Source organism: Methanobrevibacter sp., from assembly GCF_045116495.1.
Taxonomy (GTDB): Archaea; Methanobacteriota; Methanobacteria; order Methanobacteriales; family Methanobacteriaceae; genus Methanocatella.
On the sequence record NZ_JBGULU010000004.1, the window covers coordinates 1 to 19,333 of the forward strand.

Below are 19,333 nucleotides of genomic sequence, written 5' to 3' on the forward strand. Positions count from 1 at the left end.
TGATTTAGCTGGTGAGTTGGCTGATGCTCAGGCTAATGCTACTAAGTTGGGTGATGATCTTGATGCTGCTAATAAGAAGGTTGATGATTTAGCTGGTGAGTTGGCTGATGCTCAGGCTAATGCTACTAAGTTGGCTGATGACCTTGATGTGGCTAATCAAACAATTGAAGATTTAATTAAGCAATTAGAAGAAGCTAAGGCTAACGCTACTAACAGTACTGTTCCTGAAACTGTAGTTGTTGATGGTGTCGAGTATCCAATTGAGTATGTAAATGGTACTGCTACTGTTGAAACTAATAAAACAGAACCTGTTGTTTTAAAATCATCCGAATTCAGTGAAATCACAATTGGCGATGACCAATCCATTTCTATTGTGCTTAAAGATAGCGATGGTAATGCTATTGCCGGTGCTCCAATTACATATACCATAAATGGTGCTGCAAACACAGCTTCAACCGATAATGATGGTAAATTCACTATTAAAACTGAAAACGGAGGTACAATAACTATTAGTTATCTTGGCAACGATGAAATATCTGGTGTTAATACTACTTTGACCGTGAATGGTTCTTCTGTTCCTAGTGTTGTTAAAGTTGAAACCAAGTTTAACATTACTGGTGGTGTAATAACCCTTAAAGGTTATGCTGTTGATACCAAAGCTGGTGAAGAAGGTATGTACTATGCAACTGAGTTATTAGATATTTCAGGCAACCCTGTTAGCGGTGCTAAAATACAGTTTGCAGTAAACGACAAAGTTTATAACAGAACAACCAATGAAAATGGTAGCTTCAACCCATATAAACTCAACATGGTTAGGGCTGGAAGATACACTATGGCGTTCTTCTTCGCTGGAAATGACAATTACTTTGGAACATTTGCTTCAGTATGTGTTGACTTGGATAAAAAACCAATCAAAGTCAAAGCATCTGCAAAAACATTAAAAGCAAACACAAAATCCAAGTACACAATTACCTTATCCACAATTGTCGGATCATCTCACGATGGTAAAGCATATCTTAGAACTGGTAAAATCGCCAAACTAACATTAAACGGTAAAACTTACACTGGTAAAACAGATAAAAACGGTAAAGTAACCTTCAACATTAAAAACAATAAAAAAGGTACATTTACTGCAACCATTAATGTTAAAGAGGACGGTACTTACAAAGAAGCAAACAAAAAAGTAAAATTAACATTCAAATAGTGGGAATTTAATTTCTCACTAACTTTTTATTTTTTCTTAAAATTTATTTATTTTAAAATTTATACTAATACTCATGACCTTAAATGTCTCAGATATTGGTGAAAAGGAATTAGTAAAATATATTATTGCCAATTCGAAGGATATCATTCCGGATGATACTGCTATAACTAGTTTTAATGGAAGCAATTTAATTTCAACATGTGACATGCTGATTCAATCCAGACACTTTCCTAAAAACATGTCCTATTTTGACATGGGATTTAAAGCCGTAACAGTTAATGTAAGCGACCTTGCGGCAATGGGTGCTGAAGCTTTAGGATTTTTACTGTCGATTGCACTTCCTAAGGATTTAAATCTAGATTGTTTTAAACAAATCATTGATGGAGTGTTAAGCGCATGTGATTATTATTCGATTCCCCTAATCGGCGGTGATACCAATGAGGCTTCAGAGATTATAATATCAGGTACAGCATTGGGATTATGCGATAAGCCACTGCTTAAAGATACTTACAATAAAGATGATTTAATTGTTTTGACAGGAGATATTGGCATTGCCGCTTTGGGATTTAATTTAGAGGAAATGAACAATATCTATGTTAAAAAGGCACTTAAGCCAATAGCCAGGTTAAATGAAGGAATTCAAATTAAAAATGCAGGTGCAACTTCTGCAACAGACATTACCGATGGCCTTGCAAGTGAACTTTATGAAATGAAAAAGGACGGTTTCGGATTTGTAATTTATGAGGAGAAGCTAGGCATTTCAGATGAGTATAAGCGAATTGCAAATTGGCTAAATTTGGATTATCTTGATTTGGTTTTGCACGTTGGCGAAGATTTTGAACTGGTATTTACAATATCTGAAGATAATTTGAGAAATTTGGGTATTGATTATAAAGTCATAGGCAAAGTAACTGATTCCGATAAGATTGAAATGGTTTTGGAAAATGGTTTAGTGGAAGAAATAAAAAATAAGGGTTATGAGCATTATGTTAGTGGATAATAATCTTTACAAAAAGAGCTCCAAGTCACAGAAAATCAGATGCGAAATTTGTGCAAATTACTGTAAGATAGCTGATGGTAATGTTGGAGTTTGCAGACAGCATAAAAACATTAACGGTGAGTTATTTGATGAGTCTTATGGAATTGTTTCTTCATTAAGTCCGGATCCTATTGAAAAAAAGCCACTTCATCATTTTTTACCGGGCACATTCACATATTCAATCGGTGGTTTTGGGTGTAATATGACATGTTTGCACTGCCAGAACTATATGATATCCCATGAATACAGAAACTTTTCAAGAGGTATTAAAATAACACCAGAAAACATTGTGGAAAATGCACTTAACTATGGTTGTAAGTCAATTGCTTGGACCTATAATGAACCTACAATACACTTGCTATTTAACAAAAAAACTTCCCTTTTGGCAAAGCGCGAAAACCTGAAAATTATCTATGTGAGCAATGGATATTATTCTCAAAAATCCATAGAAGAGATATTAACATTTGTAGATGCATTCAACGTAGATTTGAAATCAATGTCTCAAGATTTTTATAAGAAAGTCTGTGGTGCTGATTTGGATATTGTTTTAGATAATCTTAGAAGAATTTATCTGGAAGGAAAACATTTGGAAATAACCAATTTAATCATCAATGACTATAATGATTCAGAAGAAGAGATTGAAAAGCTGTGCGATTTTGTTTCAAATGAATTGGGTCCGGAAGTGCCACTGCATTTTTCAAGAGCATTCCCACACTATAAAATGAATGATATTGAACCGACAAATCCTGAAATTTTGTTTAGGGCTCGTGAAATAGCTAAAAATAAAGGTATAGAAAATATTCATCTGGGAAATATTTAAAAAAAGGAGTCGTAAAATATTATAGGCTTTTTTTTTAAATTTAATTTTTTCAACTTTTGAAGAAATAAACCCAATGATATTTATGATGAGTGAATTATGTTTAGAGTTGGGACTTTTGCTTTTTTAAATACTTTCATGACAGAATAGAATTAATTGGTGATAACATGGCCGGGCAATACATTAAGGAGTTTGAAAGACTGAACACAACAACAGACAGCATCCATGATTTGGGAGATTACAAGATCCTCATTATACTGAAGGACAAAACGAACCTCACAAGCTGGGATGATGTCGAAAACGCAAAGGACATCATTTACATAAGCGAGGACTTATCCGATTATAAGGATCTCTCCGGCAGATACAAAGGCCTTGAATCCCTGAGGGCAATCGCAGCATCTGGAGTAGACAAGGATGCAGAAACGATGGTCGGAATGTTTATGGGATGCAGGTCCCTAAAAGATGTGTCCGGACTTGAGGAATGGGATGTTTCCGGAGTCCTTGACATGAGCCGCATGTTTTCAGGCTGCCGGTCACTTGAGAGCCTCTCCTTTGTGAAGAACTGGGATGTTTCCAATGTGAAGGACATGTCCGAGATGTTTTCCTTCAGCGCCTTGGAGAATCTCTCGGGCCTTGAGATGTGGGACGTTTCGGGCACAGAAAGGCTCGCTGAAATGTTTGAATTCTGCGAATCGTTGAAAGATATCTCAGCAATTTCCGACTGGGATGTTTCAAACGCCGAAATCATGTTTGACATGTTTTTCGGCTGCAAGTTGCTTTTCGATCTCTCGTGCCTTGATGGATGGCAAATCGACACTGAACGGCAAGAAATCTCCCAGATGTTTGAAAGTTGCGACAGTGTGTTCAGATATCCCGAATGGTGCAGAGACAAGTATCCGAAAGTCATCGGATACTTCGGAGAGTTTGAAGGCGAAACCTTCGTCTTGAACCAGAACCTGGAAGGAGACATAATGCTCTTGGCAAACGACATCGAAATCGATGCCAGGGGCTTCACTAAGAGAGGGGGAAGTCTTGAAATCCACGGTAAGGGCATCACCATCAAAAACATGAACTTCAAGAAGTCTCAAACTGCAATCTTCAACAGCGCCGAGCTGACATTAATTGACTGCTACTTCACCGACAACGCTTACGGCCATCATGACTATGGCGGATGCATCTGTAACGAGGACGGTGGCAGACTCAATGTAATCTGCTGTGAATTCGAAAAAAACGGATGTAATAGTTGTGAGAGGTATTCCAAGGTCTACGGCGGTGCAATATACAACGACAGACACTCAAGCGCAACAATAGAAAACTGTGAATTTTCAGGAAATGTAGTTGCCTGGGCCGGAGCCATATTCAACAGGGGACAGATGGAAATTCATGATTCAAAATTCATTGCAAACCGTGACCATTCATATGCCGGAGCGATATACTCTGAAGGCGATATAACAATCGAAGACTGTGAATTCAAGTACAACTCATCCGAAATAGGCGACGATTCGCCTGATGGAATCTGCATCACGCGATGATGCTATGTTGATTGGCTTTGATTGCAGATTGATGATGGAGGAATTCTAGCTGTAAAAATAATTGACATCCACTTTTTTCCATCTGCATGGATGACATTGACATTAACGGCAGGTTTTGGAGTTGAACCTGATTTTTTAACTGCCATATAATGCAAGGGTTTTTTAAAGTTAGTTTTGAATGGCAGAACGGTGATGTTAATGTTTTCAATTCGGAACAATCATGTTAAAAACATTTTCACTTTAAAGTGCATCATATCATTGAATTAAATGATTAGATTTAACATAAAGTTATGGCTTTGCTCATTTTAAATACCACAATCAACAAATTAATGATTAGGGGATAACATGGTAAGTGAATACCTCAAAGAATTTGAAGAACTGAACACTACGACAGAAAGCATCCACGACCTTGAAGGAAATAAGGTCCTCATAATCCTTGAAGACGGCACAAATCTCACCAGCTGGGAGGATGTTGAAAACAGGGGGGATGTAATTTATGTAAGTGAAGACTTATCCGATTACAGGAATCTTAGCGAAAAGTACCGTGGGCTGAGATTGGCAAGGGCAATCGTGGCCTTTGGTATAGGTGAAAGGGTAAGGAGCATGGAGTCCATGTTTGCCTTCTGCGAATCCCTAGCCGACCTCTCTGGCCTTGCCGATTTGGACATTTCGCACATCACTGATATGAATTCAATATTTGCCGGCTGCAAAAATCTGGATGATTTGACCCCTCTTGCTGGCTGGAACGTCTCTAATGTGGAGAACATGGACTGGATGTTTGACGGCTGCTGTCGCCTCACCAGCCTTGTGGGCCTGGATTCATGGGACGTGTCGGGTGCAACCAGCATGATTGGCACATTCTGTGACTGTTATCTGGATGACATATCTCCCCTTGAGGGGTGGGACGTCTCCAATGTCACCAACATGTCAGGGCTTTTCGGAATCGCCATTGCCGAACACAAGTTTGGCGGAAAGGGCAATCCCATTTCTGATTTGTCCCCAATAGCCTCATGGGATGTGTCAAATCTGAAGGATGCGTGGTCAATGTTTCGGGGGGCCTTCAAATTGAAGGATCTGACCCCATTGGCTGGATGGGATGTTTCAAATGTGGAGGACATGTCGCTGATGTTCGCTCAGTGCACAGCTTTGTATGGTCTCTCGGGCCTTGAAGTGTGGGATGTGTCCCACGTGGAGGATTTATCTTCCATGTTTGCCGATTGCTATAATCTGGAGAATTTGGAGGCCATTTCTAACTGGAAGGTTTCTAAAGAGGCTCGCATAGATGACATCTTCAAGGGATGCTCGATGCTGACCGATGCGACATGCCTGAATTCATGGGATCTGGGCAACTTTAACATGTATTTTCTATTTGATGGGTGTACGTTGCTGGGGAAACTTCCTCATTGGGTGTACATGCCCAAACGGGTAAGATTCAATCCATTTGAAGAGCTTTTCAGAAGAGCTCAAAAACATGAAAAAGGTGGATTTTGCGCTATCGACTATGCAGTCAGTCTCGGCTCAGGGAAAATCACCTTCACATCAGACATAGTCTTCGACCCCAAGAGGGATTCCGACTTCATCAACGGCATACTGCTTGAGCGTGATGATTTGTTAATTGACGGGGAAGGTCACAGCATTGATGCAGGGGGTTTGGCAAGGATCTTTGAGGTCACGGGCGAAAACGTCACAATCAGGAACTTCACCTTCCTGAACTGCCGTGCCGATGAGGGTGGAGCAATAATCAACAGGGGCATGTTGCGCCTTGATAACGTGAAATTCATCACATGCGGGGCGGATTTCGGAGGCGCCATCTGCAATGCCTCCGGCGAAATTACAATGATAAACGTCGAGTTTTCCGCTAACATGGCAGAATATGGGGGAGGAGCGATACATAACGACGGTGGAAACATCAGAATTTGGGATTCACTAATTCATCAAAACAGGGCACAATATGGGGCGGCGATAAGCAATTCCTGCGGAATGATTGACATAAGGAACACATGCATTCGCCGAAACAGGGCAAGGCACAAGGGTGCTGCAATGGTCAATGACGGTGGCTGCATATTCATTTCCACAAGCACTTTACATGAAAACGCATGCGAAGGATTGGGAGTAATGGTGAACAGCCAGGGTGAGGTTAGGATTATAAACTGCGACATCCGCGCCAACACTTCCAAGGACAATATCCTCCACAATACTGGAAGCCTTGAAATCAATAACTGCCTTTTAAGGCTGAACCTGTCAAAAAGAATCATATTCAATGATGAGGATGGCCATTTTATAATTTTCGATGCCAAGTTCTTCGACAATTGCGTTGAAGAGTCGGTTGTGTGCCACAATGGAAAGAAAAGCATTATTGAAAAGACAGTTTTTGAAGACGATCTTTCCCTCGAGGGGTTGTGGAATGTCGTCAATGCCGGCGAGATGACATTGGACGGAATTCAGATAAATGATTCCGGTGTGACGATATTGAATAAGGGTGTCATTTTAGTCAAACATCCGCAAGATGACCTGATTGACAAGATCAAATCTGAAGGAAGGCTAGACATGCTGTAATGAGGGGCATGCTGACTTTAGGCAACGACGATGTCTTCAATGCCATAGAGGTCGTTTGACCTTATAACGACCCAGTTTCCGTCATGGAAGTAGCTGTAGATGTAGTCATATCCATAAAATTTACAGACTTAAAAAAAGAAAAAAATTAAAAATCAATAGATTGATCTTTTTGTATTGGGTGTCCTCTCCATGCTTGGATAGTACTCCATTCAGCAAATTCTGCTGTCCAGAATAAATCAGAAGCAGGCAATCCTAATGTTAAAAAGATTGCACAACAGAAGTAAAGACTACCTGTGTTGATATCACTTTCGGAAATATCCATTTGTGAACCATTCAATCCGACAAGCAGCCAGCCGTTGCTTGTAAAGTTCTGATTTTCACCAAACTGCTTTCTTAAAACTCTAGTTAAAGCGGATCTGACCTGAGCAGGATTGATGTTTCTTGGCAATATTTTCAGTAGAGCCGCCTGTGAAAGCAGGTGGAAAATACCGCAACGATAACTCAAACAACTGCCTAAAAGCGGATAAGTGCCCTCAGGTGATATGGTTCTTTCTAATTGAGAAGATAATCTTGATGACCTCATTAATTGAACATCCAAAAATTCGCCTTCGTTAATACCGTATTTCCTCATCACTTTTAATATATCGTTCAGCATAGGATGTATTACGATGCTGTTGAAGTAACCGCTGGTAAAGTCCTCTCCGTCGGAGTAAATTCCGTCACCGATATAAAAGTCATCTCTGAATCTGCCGACTCCATAGCTTAAACGCTCTTTATCGCATTCTCCTGTAAATTCTAAAAGAGCGGCTTCAATCATTGATGTAAATAACAACCAGTGATTTTCATAAGGCGCAATTACACGTGTATTTTTGAGTTCACGAATGATTCTGGCCTGATCATCCATAGGTAAATTAAGCCAAATTTGATTTTTAGCTCTAAGTAATCCCTGAGCAAATAAAGCAACATCAACTAAAGATTGTTTAGGCTCTACTACAAAAATGTAATCGTTATTGTTAGGATTAACAGCATTTGAAATTGCTTTCATTGTCATTTGAATGTATTTTTCACGAACAGTTCCCTCTTCAGAGCTGTCAGGTCCTAATTCTAACCATGGTGCAATTCCATTAAAAACACGAGCAAAAGCTTCAAGGTATGAAAATTTCTGACCTTCAAGACTGGTGGATTCATAAGGCATATTTTTCCTGAGTGTTCCTTTTGCAAGGTTATTTAAAACTGGAAATGTGATTTTTTGTAATAGTGAAACCCAGTAAACCCTATCTTCTAAAACTTGAGGTTTGTCCTCTATGATAGGTTCTTCTTTTTTCCTTAATCTTTTAAAAAATGAGCTCATAATATTATTTTGGTATACATATTATATAAATATTAAAATTTTTTAAAATCAATTTTTTTTATAAAATAAAACGAACTTATATATTTTATGAAATATAAATAATTATCATTATTAAGAGGTTTGAAAATATGCCGACAATGTCTGAAAAAATATTAGCTAGAGCATCTGGTAAAGACGAAGTTGAAGCTGGAGATATAGTTATAGCAAATATTGATGTAGCAATGACACATGATTTGACTGGACCTCTTTCAGTAGAGTCTTTTGAAAAAATTGGAGCTGAAAAAGTCTGGGATGCATCTAAAATTGTCATTCCTTTTGACCATCAGGTTCCGGCTGATTCAATTGACTCAGCCAACAATCACATACTGATGAGAGAGTTCGTAAAAGAGCAGGGCATTGAGAATTTTTACGATGTCAATGCCGGAGTTTGCCATCAAATACTTCCGGAATTGGGTCATGTTGTGCCTGGAGAGGTAATTGTAGGTGCAGACTCACACACTTGCAGTCATGGATCTTTAGGTGCTTTTGCAACCGGTATCGGTTCAACTGACATGGCAATGGTATTTGCAGAAGGTAACTTGTGGTTTAAAGTACCTGAAACCAATAGATTTGAAATAACCGGCAAATTGAAAGAGAATGTTTATGCAAAAGATGTAATTTTAAATATCATTGGCCAAATGGGTGCCGACGGTTCAACTTACAAGGCCTGTGAATTTGCTGGTGAAACCATTAGTGATATGAGCGTATCTGAGAGAATGGTACTGTGCAATATGGCAATTGAAATGGGTGGAAAAACCGGTTTAATAGAACCGGACAAAAAGACAATCGAGTATGTTGAAAAGCATTCAAAAAAACCGTATAAAGTTTATAAAACTGATTTGGATTCTGCCTCTCTTAATATAATTGATATTGATGTTAGTGATTTGGAGCCACAGGTGGCATGTCCTCATAATGTTGATAATGTACGTCCTGTAAGTGAAGTTGACCAGGAAATAGACCAGGTATTTTTAGGATCATGTACCAATGGAAGACTCAGCGATTTAAGACAAGCTGCAAAAATCCTAAAAGGTAATAAAATATCAAAAAATACTAGGATGCTGGTTATTCCTGCTTCAAGAGAAGTTTATTCGAAAGCACTTGACGAAGGATTGCTTAAAATATTTGTTGATGCCGGAGCACTCGTGTCTGCTCCTTGCTGTGGGCCATGTCTTGGAGGCCACACAGGAATCATAGGTCCTGGAGAAGTAAGCCTTTCAACTTCCAACAGAAACTTTAAAGGCCGACAAGGCTCACCGGACGGTAAAGTTTATCTGGCTTCCGCAGCTGTTGCAGCGGCTTCAGCTATTGAAGGAAGAATTGTAGCACCGGAGTGATATTATGAAAGGAACCGCATGGAAATTTGGAGACGATATTGATACAGACATTATTGTTCCTGGAAGATATTTAATATACACTGATGAAGAAAGATTAGCTCAGCATTGTATGGAAGGTTTGGATGCTGATTTTAATAAGAAATGCAAAAAAGGAGATTTTATTGTAGCCGGAAGAAACTTCGGTTGCGGATCTTCTCGTGAACATGCTCCGATAGCACTTAAAGGTGCCGGAATTTCAGCTGTAATAGCCGAATCCTTTGCAAGGATCTTTTACAGAAATGCTACAAATGTTGGTGTTCCGCTTTTGGAGGCTCCAGGAATTTGTGATCTTGTTGAAAATCAAGAAGAAATTGAAGTTGATATGGAAAATGGTGTGATAACCAATAAAAATGGAGAATCAATAGAATTTAAAAAATTACCTCCATTCATGTTAGAAATATTAGAGCAAGGTGGTTTAATTGAATACCTCAAAAACAAAAGATAAATATCAGATAGCTGTTGTTCCTGGAGATGGAATAGGCAAGGAAGTAATGGAAGCTACAATTTTCGTTCTTGATAGTTTAGGTATTGATTTTGATTATGTTTATGGCAAAGCTGGTGATGAATGTCTTGAAGAAACTGGAACTGCTCTTCCAAGTGAGACTTTGGACATAATTCGCAAAGCCGATGCCTGTTTATTTGGTGCAGCGGGAGAAACTGCAGCGGACGTTATTGTTAAGATACGTCAGGAAATGAAAATGTTTGCCAATTTAAGGCCGGTTAGGACTTATCCGAATACAAATTCATTGTTTGACAATATTGATTTCATGATTGTTCGTGAAAACACTGAAGGAATGTATATTGCAGACGAAGAGTCTTACACTGAAGAAGGTGCAATTGCAAGACGTATCATTACAAGAGAAGCTGAAGAACGTATTATTGACTATGCATTTAATTATGCACTTGAAAATAATAAAACTAAAGTAACCGCTGTTCACAAAGCTAATGTATTGAAGAAAACCGATGGCTTATTCAAGGAAATTTTCTATGAAGTTGCAGAGAGATACCCTGATATTGCAACCGAGGACTTTTATGTTGATGCAACCGCAATGTATCTTATTACACAGCCTCAAAACTTTGAGGTTATCGTAACAACAAACCTTTTCGGGGATATTCTCTCTGATGAAGGTGCAGGTCTTGTTGGAGGTCTTGGTTTAATACCTTCAGCCAATATTGGTGAAGACGGAGCATTATTCGAACCAGTTCACGGTTCAGCACCGGATATTGCCGGTCAGGGCAAGGCAAATCCAATAGCTATGATGCTGTCTGCAATAATGATGCTCAGATACATTGGTGAAAATGAAGCCGCTGACAGATTTGATGCGGCAATATTAAAAGTATTGAATGATGCTAATATTTTGACTGCTGATTTGGGAGGCAATGCTTCCACAATGGAAGTTGCCCAAGCGGTTAAAAATAATTTATAAAAGTAATGGAGAATAAAATATGGATTTCAAGAAATTGACTAAAATGCAAATGGCAGCACTTTTTATCATATTCATTATGGTAGTAAGTGGGGTAGCCGGATTTCTTCTTATTATATTTGGATAGATTAAGAGGTAGATAAAATGGTAAAATATGAAATTGCAGCAGTTGTTGCAGAATTTAATTATGATATAACTCAAATGATGTTAGAATTAGCTAAAGCAGAAGCTAAAAATAGAGATTGTGAAATTACAAAAGTAGTGGCAGTACCTGGTGTATTCGATATGCCTCTCGTAATTAAAAAATTATTGCAAAAAGGGGAATATGATGCAATCATCACTTTAGGTGCAGTGATTGAAGGTGCAACAGACCATGATCAAATTGTAGCACAGCATGCTTCCCGTAAAATCGCTGATTTAGCATTGGAATATGATACTCCTGTAGCACTCGGCATTACCGGTCCTGGAATGACCAGATTAGATGCCCACAGACGTGTTAAAAACGCAAAAAGCGCTGTCGAAGCAGCAATTAAAATGTGCGACAGATTAAAAGAAATCTAGTGATTAGATGGAAATTTTAAAACCTGAAGAATTAAGGGAAAAATTCCAAGACCCTTGGATAGCACCATATGAAAAAGTGCTGACAATGGTTGATGGGGATAAAGTTGAAATCGTTGAATACCACCCATGCATTTCCGGATCTCACTGGTTGTTGAATCAATACAGAAACAACTCTGAACTGATAGATTCAGCTTATCGTGATGGAAATAAGCATGTCTACTCTTGTCATGTCGGCAGTGCACCATTGGATCTTAAAGCCAGTTTCAATGCTGCCGGAATCGATGAGATTGTTGTCGATGGCGATGAAGTAAAAGTAACCCATGCAGGCCTTGCAGGTGCCGGTGTAGGTGCCGGAATGTGCAGAGGAATGGGTGATGGAGTAAAATATGTGGAGCTCATCGAAGTTGGAGGCGGTTCAAAAGCCGGAAAAGCAACAGTTGTAACTCCAAAACTTGAAAAAGTCGTCATTGGTGTCGATGATACAGATACTAAGGATGCCGGAGCCACATGGACTATGGCTCATAATTTAGGTGTTGAGCTTGCAAGTGAAGGTTTCGAATATTTGGACCACATTATTGTCCAATTATATCCGCACAACCCACATAAAACTCAAAATTGTGTTTCCATTGCTTTAACATTTGCAGTTGAAGAATCCAAAAAAGAAGATTTAATCAATAGAGTTATTGAAATTCTAAAAAGAGACACTTTATCTGATAAAACCGCTATAGCTATTTTGGAAGGTCTTGATATTCCTGAAAAATTAAGAGAATATTCAATTGCTACCAAATCCGGAATGATGGATGTTGAAACTGCTGAAAGTGTTGCAAAAGAATTAAATATTCCTTTAATTGCCGTTACTGGTGAACAGGGAAAAGTTGGTGCTTTAGCCGCACTTGGTCTTTACGATGACGTTGAAGAAGCAGTTAAAGCATATGACAAAAAATAATCTAAGAGTAACATCTTAGATTTTTTACTATTTTTTTTAAAAGAAGATTTTTCCTGAAAATCATAGAATATTGATATCCAAGAAGTTATTTTGATCTTGCCTTAGGAATTGCTTTATTGAAGTGCTGTTTGTATTTTCAAAGACTATTTTAATGTCATGGCCATTATATTCAAATTCACTGACGTTACTGTCAAATGTGTTATTGGTATAATTAAGATATTCAACAGGATTTTCGTTGATATTGATTGTATATATTGAATTTTCCTTGAATATTCCATATGAACTGAATTTAGAAACATTATCTATGAATATCTCATATGTGCAGGAAGGTTTGTCCCTTGAAGTAATAATGAAGTTTTCTGAAAATGTTGAATTTCCAGCATCATATTTATGTATTACACCTGTGCCTTCAAATACTTCTTTCAAACGGCTGTTTTGAATAACATAACCGCTTTCAACACTTAATTCATTTTTGGCTTCAATAGGTAGTCTTAAAATGTCTTGCTCGCCAGGTCTTGTTTCGTTAATGAGATACTCTACACCATCAATAACCATAGTATCATTAACATTGACGCCCAGGGTCATCATTGCATCCGACGGCATACGTATTTGACCGGATTCATTTTCAATTGCCGTATCAACTGTATATGGTCCTCTGACGGAAATTGAGCTGGTCTGTGGAGTGTTGTCTGCATAAATAATTAAGTTTCTTGAGTTTGGTTCAACTGACAATACTCCGTTTTCAAAGTGAGCTGCACCGATAAATGTCGATATCATTAAAAGAAGTATTATTATTGAAATAATCATCGGAAAATGAATTTTAATGAAAGGCTTAATTACATTTCTTCCGGGCGTCTTTCTGAATATTACAATGGATTGAACAATGACCTTTATTATGTAATAGATAGCAACTATTACTCCAATAATTGTTATGATTACTGCAATCGCTAATGGAACGAATTTGACAAAAAATATTGTGAATAATCCAAGAATAACTAAAGATAATCCTACAATTGACATTCTAATGTAATATCCAATGTCATCAATCAATGTTACCCTACCGTACTTGTTAGCACGATTAATGATGGCTCTTACAACTTCGTTTGCCATTATATTCAAGTCAGCAAGCGGAGACATGTCATGTTGTATTGCACCGATGTCTACTTCAAGAATTGAAATTCCCAATACATCAGCGTCAATAACAATACCTACATCTACACCATAGTCCTTTTCAAAATTAATCTTTTTCAAAATTTCCTTACGGGCTGCAAACTGACCGCTTAAAGGCTGTTCAAAAGAAATTTCAGGGAAAAAGAAATTCAAGAGCGGTTTTGCAGTAAGTTCAGTTACACGTCCACTTTCACGAGCGAATTTAGTTTTTGTGATTTCGGCATCGCCGTCAAGGATAGGTTTAATCATCGCTTCAACTTTCTTGGAAGTTAAATTATAAATGTCTGCATCAATAAAAGCTATAATGTCGCATTCTGCTTCTTTATATCCAGTATATAATGCTTCACCCTTTCCTTTGTTAGTTTCATGAGTAATTACTTTTGCACCAGCCTTTTCAGCCTCTTCGGTAGTATTATCACTTGATCCATCATTAACAACGATGATTTCATCTACAAAAGACACCTTTTTTATCACCTCAACTACCTGGGCAACAGTATCTTCCTCATTGTAAGCAGGGACAATAACTGAAACCTTTTGATATTTTTTAGGCTTTTCAGTCTTTATTCCTGCCAATAGAAAGGTAAGTATTACTAAAAACCAATACACTAAATTCACCAAATATACTTAATTCATTAATAAATATGTTATTAAAATAGATATAAAGGTTTTTGAATTTAGGCTATTTTTCTACAAAAAGTTTTAAATTTGGCCTGTATCTAATAGTTATCTATAATTAATTTAGGTAGTAATTTCAATGATTGTTAATACTTTAGAAAGAGAATTAAATTTATCTAATTGGCAAGTTAAAAAAGTAATAAATCTCATAGATGACGGAAATACAATACCATTCATTGCCAGATATAGAAAAGATGTTACTGGCTCCTTAAATGATGAAACATTAAGGAAATTCGATGAAAGATTAAAATATTTAAGAAATTTAGAGGAAAAAAAGCAAAAGGTCATAAAGAGAATAGAAGAGCTTGGAAAATTGGATGATGATTTGAAAAATCAGATTCTAAATGCATCGACATTAGTCGAACTAGAAGATTTATACAGACCATATAAAAGTAAAAAACAAACAAGAGCCACTAAAGCAAAAGAAAGAGGCTTAGAACCATTGGCAGAGATAATTTTAGCTCAGGATGTTAGGGAATCTGTTAAAAAAATAGCTAAAAAATATATCAATCCGGATAAGGAAGTCAATACTCCGGAAGATGCAATTGACGGTGCTAAGGATATAATTGCAGAAATAATTTCTGATAATTCTGATTTTAGGGGTAAAATCAGGAAAAATACATTTTTTACAGGTCAAATTACTTCAAAAGCTAAAGATAAAGACATTTCAACGGAATATGATGTCTATTATAATTATTCTGAAGATATTAAAAGGATACCGCCTCACAGGATTTTGGCCATTAACCGGGCTGAGAATGAGGGTGTAATTAAAGCTAAAATTGAATGTGACAGCGAGGATGTTTTAAGGTATTTGGAAAGGCATACTCTTAAAAACATCTCAAAAATTCCAGAAAAAATTGAATACAATAAATATACCACTCCAATAATAAAGGAAGCTATTGAAGATGCTTATAAAAGGTTAATATCTCCTGCAATAGAGCGTGAAATCAGAAATTATTTGACCGAGAAAGCTGAAGAAAAATCCATTGAAGTGTTTGCTCAAAACTTAAATCAGGTGTTAATGGAATCTCCGTTAGTTGGAAAAGTCATTTTAGGATGGGACCCGGCTTTCAGAACAGGTTGCAAGCTGGCTATTATTGATGAGACAGGAAAAGTTCTGGATACTGCATTAATTTATCCTACGGCTCCTCAAAATAAAGTTGCCGAATCAATAAAAACAGTTCGTGATTTGATTGAAAGATACGACATTAATGTTATAGCTATTGGAAACGGAACCGCTTCAAGAGAATCAGAAGAAATTGTGGCTAAAATCATAAAGGGAACCAATGTTGAATATATAATCGTTAATGAAGCGGGTGCATCTGTTTATTCAGCATCAAAACTTGCAGACGAAGAGTTTCCAGATTTTTCAGAAGGTGAGAGAAGTGCGGTTTCAATTGCAAGAAGACTTCAGGATCCTTTGGCCGAGCTTGTAAAAATAGACCCGAAATCCATTGGTGTTGGTCAATATCAGCATGACATGAATCAGAAACAGCTTTCCGAATCTTTGGACGGTGTTGTTGAAAAAGTGGTAAATGAAGTTGGCGTTGATTTAAACACTGCTTCTTATAGTCTTTTAAATCATGTTTCAGGAATTGGAAAGACTACTGCCCAAAATATAATTGATTATAGGGATGAAAATGGAAAATTCACCAATAGAAAGGAGCTGCTGAATGTAAAAAAATTAGGTAAAAAAACATTTGAGCAGTGCGCAGGATTTGTAAAGATAGACAACCCCGAATATCCGCTGGATAACACTACAATACATCCGGAATCTTATAGTGCAACAAAAAAGTTACTTAAAAAGTTAGGCTGCAGTGTTGATGATATCGGATCCAGTAATTTAAAATTGGATAATCTGGACCTTGAAAATCTGTCAGAAGAGCTTGGCATCGGTTTAGAAACATTGAAAGATATCATTAAGGAGCTTAAAAAGCCCGGTCGAGACCCAAGGGAAGATATGCCAAAACCTATTCTAAGAAAAAATGTTCTGTCGATTGAAGACTTGGAAGAAGGAATGATAATGCAGGGAACAGTCAGAAATATTGTTGATTTTGGAGCTTTTGTAGATATTGGAGTTCATCAGGATGGTTTAGTTCATATATCAGAGTTGGTAGCCGATAAATATGTAAAACACCCTCTTGAAATTGTTAGTGTCGGTGAAATTGTGGATGTAAAAGTGTTGGATGTTGACTTAAAAAGGAATAGGATTAACCTATCTATGATAATTTAAATATTTAAAAGTGAATAATATATTATATTTAATAATTTTAGAAGGGATTAAATGACACCAAAGATAATGATTATTCTTGGAAGTGGTTCAGATATTGCTATTGCTGAAAAGGCTATGGATGTTTTAGATAAATTGGAGATACCATATAGTTTAAAAATTGCATCTGCCCACAGAACACCAAATCTTGTTCGTGAAATTGTTAGTCAAGGAACAGATGCAGGTATTGAGGTATTTATTGGTATTGCGGGTTTAGCGGCTCATTTGCCTGGAGCTATTGCCGCTTATACGCCAAGACCAGTCATTGGAGTCCCGGTAGATGTTAAGACCGGAGGTATCGATGCACTTCATTCCGTTGTTCAGATGCCTTATCCTTCTCCTATTGCAACTGTTGGAATTGATAGGGGAGATAATGCGGCAATACTGGCAGCCCAATTTATGGCTCTTCATGATGATGAAATTCGTCAAAAGGTAATAAAATTAAGAAAAGATTATGCTCAAAAGGTCTATAATAGTAATGAAGATTTAGTTCAGCAAATTGACAGGCCATTTATACAAAATGATTTTTTAAGAATTAAAAATCTTGAAATAAATGAAGTTAAAGTGGATGAAAATGTCGAACCAGGATGTAAAAATAAGGATGCTGAAGTTTCTATAATTGTTGGAAGACAAACAGATTTACCAACTGCTAAAAAAGCTGGCGTAATATTGGATAGGCTTAAAATAAGTCATGACATTAAGGTTGTATGTCCAATCAGATCCAATAAAAAATTCACAAATTATGTAAAGTCAATGAAAAATGTTAAAGTATTCATTGGAATTAGTTCAAACTCATCACAGGTTACAGGAGGTATTGTTGGTCTTACAGACAGGCCGGTAATAGGTGTTCCTTGTACAAATGAGAATGGTAATGATTATATGCTAACAACTGTAAGTATGCCGCCGGGCGTACCGGTTGCTACAGTCGGTATAAACAACGGTAAGAATGCTGCAGTGCTTACAGGTGAAATTCTTTCTATAAAGGACACTAATACCACAGAACTTCTTGATAAATTGAAAGATAAAAAATTAAACTTATAAAAGGGATAACATGAAAATTGAAGATGCTAATGTAGTTGAAATAACAGATGAACTTTCCACAGAATTTGAAATATCCAAAGGGCTTAGAAAATATCCGAAAGATACTGTTATTGTTAATAATGTAAAAGGTTTTGACATTCCTGTAATTTCCGGAATTTGTAATACCAGGGAAAAAATTGCAAAATCCATTAACTGTGAAGTTAGTCAAATAACCGAAAAAATCATTGAAGCTATGGAAAAACCGATTAAAGTAGATAAATTCACAGATTTCAGTGAATATGATACTTCAGAAGTTGATTTGGATAAAATACCAATTTTAACTCATTATAAAAGAGACGGCGGAGCTTACATTACTGCAGGTGTTGTATTTGCACGTGACCCTGAAACCGGCATTCAGAATGCATCAATTCACAGAATGATGGTTTTGGATAACAAAAGATTGGTTATCAGAATTGTTCCAAGAAATCTTTATACCTATTTCCAAAGAGCACAGAAATTAGGCAAAGACTTGGACATTGCTATAGCTATTGGAATGGATCCTGCAATTCTTCTTGCAAGCACAACTTCAATTCCGATTGACTATGATGAAATGGATGTGGCTAACGCATTCAAGGGCGGCGAGCTGGAATTAATAAAATGCGGCGATTTGAATGTTCCTCAAGCCGACATTATTTTAGAAGGTAAAATATCAGTGACAGAAACTGTTGCAGAAGGACCTTTTGTTGATTTGACTGACACTTATGACATTATTCGTGACCAGCCAATCATTAACCTTGAAACCATGCATATTAAAAAAGATGCAGTTTATCATGCAATCATTCCTGCAGGATTTGAACATAAGCTGTTACAAGGCCTTCCACAGGAACCAAGAATATTTAAAGCAGTTAAAAATGCAGTTCCTACAGTTGAAAATGTTGTTTTAACTGAAGGAGGTTGTTGCTGGTTACATGCTGTTGTATCTATCAGAAAACAGACTGAAGGAGACGGAAAAAATGCAATCATGGCTGCATTATCAGCACACCCATCACTCAAGCATTGTGTTGTAGTTGACACTGATGTTAATGTATTTGATGCTGAAGATGTCGAATATGCAATATCAACACGCGTAAAGGGTGACAGGGATATAATGATTGTGCCTAATGTTCGTGGTTCATCTCTTGATCCGGTCGCTGAAAGTGACGGAACAACTACAAAAATAGGTGTTGATGCAACCAAATCATTAAAAACCTTGGAAAAATTCGAAAGGGTTAGTTTTGGAGAGTAAAACCTCCTTTCCCTTATTTACTATTTTTTAACAAATACTTCTATCATTACTTAGATAAAGTTAGTTAAATTG

Annotated in this window: 15 protein-coding genes and 1 pseudogene; 13 read left to right on the plus strand and 3 right to left on the minus strand. The window is 37.1% G+C overall.

From position 1 onward, the window contains the following. The 4 genes and pseudogenes from ACJMLH_RS00110 to ACJMLH_RS00125 all read left to right on the plus strand — a co-directional run. A pseudogene (locus tag ACJMLH_RS00110) lies at window positions 1-1,204 on the plus strand (hypothetical protein); the annotation flags it as partial. A 73-nt stretch (window positions 1,205-1,277) separates the two neighbouring features. Next, window positions 1,278-2,204: a thiamine-phosphate kinase gene (gene thiL / locus ACJMLH_RS00115; protein ID WP_405273941.1), complete on the plus strand. Its 927-nt coding sequence runs from the start codon at window positions 1,278-1,280 to the stop codon at window positions 2,202-2,204. Beyond that, the gene (amrS, locus tag ACJMLH_RS00120) at window positions 2,191-3,063 is read left to right on the plus strand and encodes an AmmeMemoRadiSam system radical SAM enzyme (protein WP_405273942.1); all 873 of its coding nucleotides are present in this window, start codon (window positions 2,191-2,193) and stop codon (window positions 3,061-3,063) included. Before thiL ends, amrS begins: the two co-directional genes overlap by 14 nt. A 164-nt stretch (window positions 3,064-3,227) precedes the next feature. Continuing rightward, window positions 3,228-4,592 carry a BspA family leucine-rich repeat surface protein gene (locus ACJMLH_RS00125; RefSeq protein ID WP_405273943.1) on the plus strand — a complete coding sequence of 455 codons (1,365 nt, stop codon included), beginning with the start codon at window positions 3,228-3,230 and terminating at the stop codon, window positions 4,590-4,592. A gap of 2 nt (window positions 4,593-4,594) precedes the next feature. On the opposite strand, the gene ACJMLH_RS00130 is transcribed toward ACJMLH_RS00125, so the two are convergent. Next, window positions 4,595-4,738, minus strand: a complete 144-nt coding sequence (locus ACJMLH_RS00130) for a hypothetical protein (RefSeq protein ID WP_405273944.1) — start codon at window positions 4,736-4,738, stop codon at window positions 4,595-4,597. Between the two features lie 199 nt (window positions 4,739-4,937). Between ACJMLH_RS00130 and ACJMLH_RS00135 the strand changes: the two genes are divergently transcribed. Then, window positions 4,938-7,148, plus strand: a complete 2,211-nt coding sequence (locus ACJMLH_RS00135) for a BspA family leucine-rich repeat surface protein (protein WP_405273945.1) — start codon at window positions 4,938-4,940, stop codon at window positions 7,146-7,148. A gap of 145 nt (window positions 7,149-7,293) precedes the next feature. Here ACJMLH_RS00135 and ACJMLH_RS00140 read toward each other — a convergent pair whose 3' ends face one another. Beyond that, a complete protein-coding gene (locus tag ACJMLH_RS00140; protein ID WP_405273946.1) occupies window positions 7,294-8,499 on the minus strand; it encodes a DUF2264 domain-containing protein in 1,206 nt (401 codons plus the stop codon). Window positions 8,500-8,627: 128 nt separating this feature from the next. Here ACJMLH_RS00140 and hacA point away from each other — a divergent pair, with 128 nt between their 5' ends. From hacA to mmp11, 5 genes are all read left to right on the plus strand, one after another. Continuing rightward, window positions 8,628-9,872: a homoaconitase large subunit gene (gene hacA / locus ACJMLH_RS00145; RefSeq protein WP_405273947.1), complete on the plus strand. Its 1,245-nt coding sequence runs from the start codon at window positions 8,628-8,630 to the stop codon at window positions 9,870-9,872. A 4-nt stretch (window positions 9,873-9,876) separates the two neighbouring features. Continuing rightward, complete coding sequence (locus ACJMLH_RS00150; protein ID WP_405273948.1) at window positions 9,877-10,356, plus strand: 3-isopropylmalate dehydratase small subunit; 480 nt, start codon at window positions 9,877-9,879, stop codon at window positions 10,354-10,356. Further along, window positions 10,331-11,338, plus strand: coding sequence for an isocitrate/isopropylmalate family dehydrogenase (locus ACJMLH_RS00155; RefSeq protein WP_405273949.1), 1,008 nt, complete (start codon window positions 10,331-10,333; stop codon window positions 11,336-11,338). Before ACJMLH_RS00150 ends, ACJMLH_RS00155 begins: the two co-directional genes overlap by 26 nt. 141 nt (window positions 11,339-11,479) lie before the next feature. Then, on the plus strand, window positions 11,480-11,896 hold the full coding sequence (gene ribH, locus ACJMLH_RS00160; protein WP_292738685.1) for a 6,7-dimethyl-8-ribityllumazine synthase: 417 nt from the start codon (window positions 11,480-11,482) through the stop codon (window positions 11,894-11,896). A 7-nt stretch (window positions 11,897-11,903) separates the two neighbouring features. Continuing rightward, a complete protein-coding gene (mmp11, locus tag ACJMLH_RS00165) occupies window positions 11,904-12,842 on the plus strand; it encodes a methanogenesis marker protein 11 (RefSeq protein WP_405273950.1) in 939 nt (312 codons plus the stop codon). A gap of 60 nt (window positions 12,843-12,902) precedes the next feature. Here mmp11 and ACJMLH_RS00170 read toward each other — a convergent pair whose 3' ends face one another. Beyond that, window positions 12,903-14,618 carry a glycosyltransferase gene (locus ACJMLH_RS00170; protein ID WP_405273951.1) on the minus strand — a complete coding sequence of 572 codons (1,716 nt, stop codon included), beginning with the start codon at window positions 14,616-14,618 and terminating at the stop codon, window positions 12,903-12,905. A 148-nt stretch (window positions 14,619-14,766) separates the two neighbouring features. Here ACJMLH_RS00170 and ACJMLH_RS00175 point away from each other — a divergent pair, with 148 nt between their 5' ends. From ACJMLH_RS00175 to ACJMLH_RS00185, 3 genes are read left to right on the plus strand one after another with little or no spacing between them, the layout of a single operon-like run. After that, a complete protein-coding gene (locus tag ACJMLH_RS00175; RefSeq protein WP_405273952.1) occupies window positions 14,767-16,920 on the plus strand; it encodes a Tex family protein in 2,154 nt (717 codons plus the stop codon). A gap of 51 nt (window positions 16,921-16,971) precedes the next feature. Further along, a complete protein-coding gene (gene purE / locus ACJMLH_RS00180) occupies window positions 16,972-17,997 on the plus strand; it encodes a 5-(carboxyamino)imidazole ribonucleotide mutase (RefSeq protein ID WP_405273953.1) in 1,026 nt (341 codons plus the stop codon). A gap of 10 nt (window positions 17,998-18,007) precedes the next feature. Continuing rightward, window positions 18,008-19,261 carry a UbiD family decarboxylase gene (locus ACJMLH_RS00185; RefSeq protein ID WP_405273954.1) on the plus strand — a complete coding sequence of 418 codons (1,254 nt, stop codon included), beginning with the start codon at window positions 18,008-18,010 and terminating at the stop codon, window positions 19,259-19,261. Window positions 19,262-19,333: the final 72 nt, after the last annotated feature.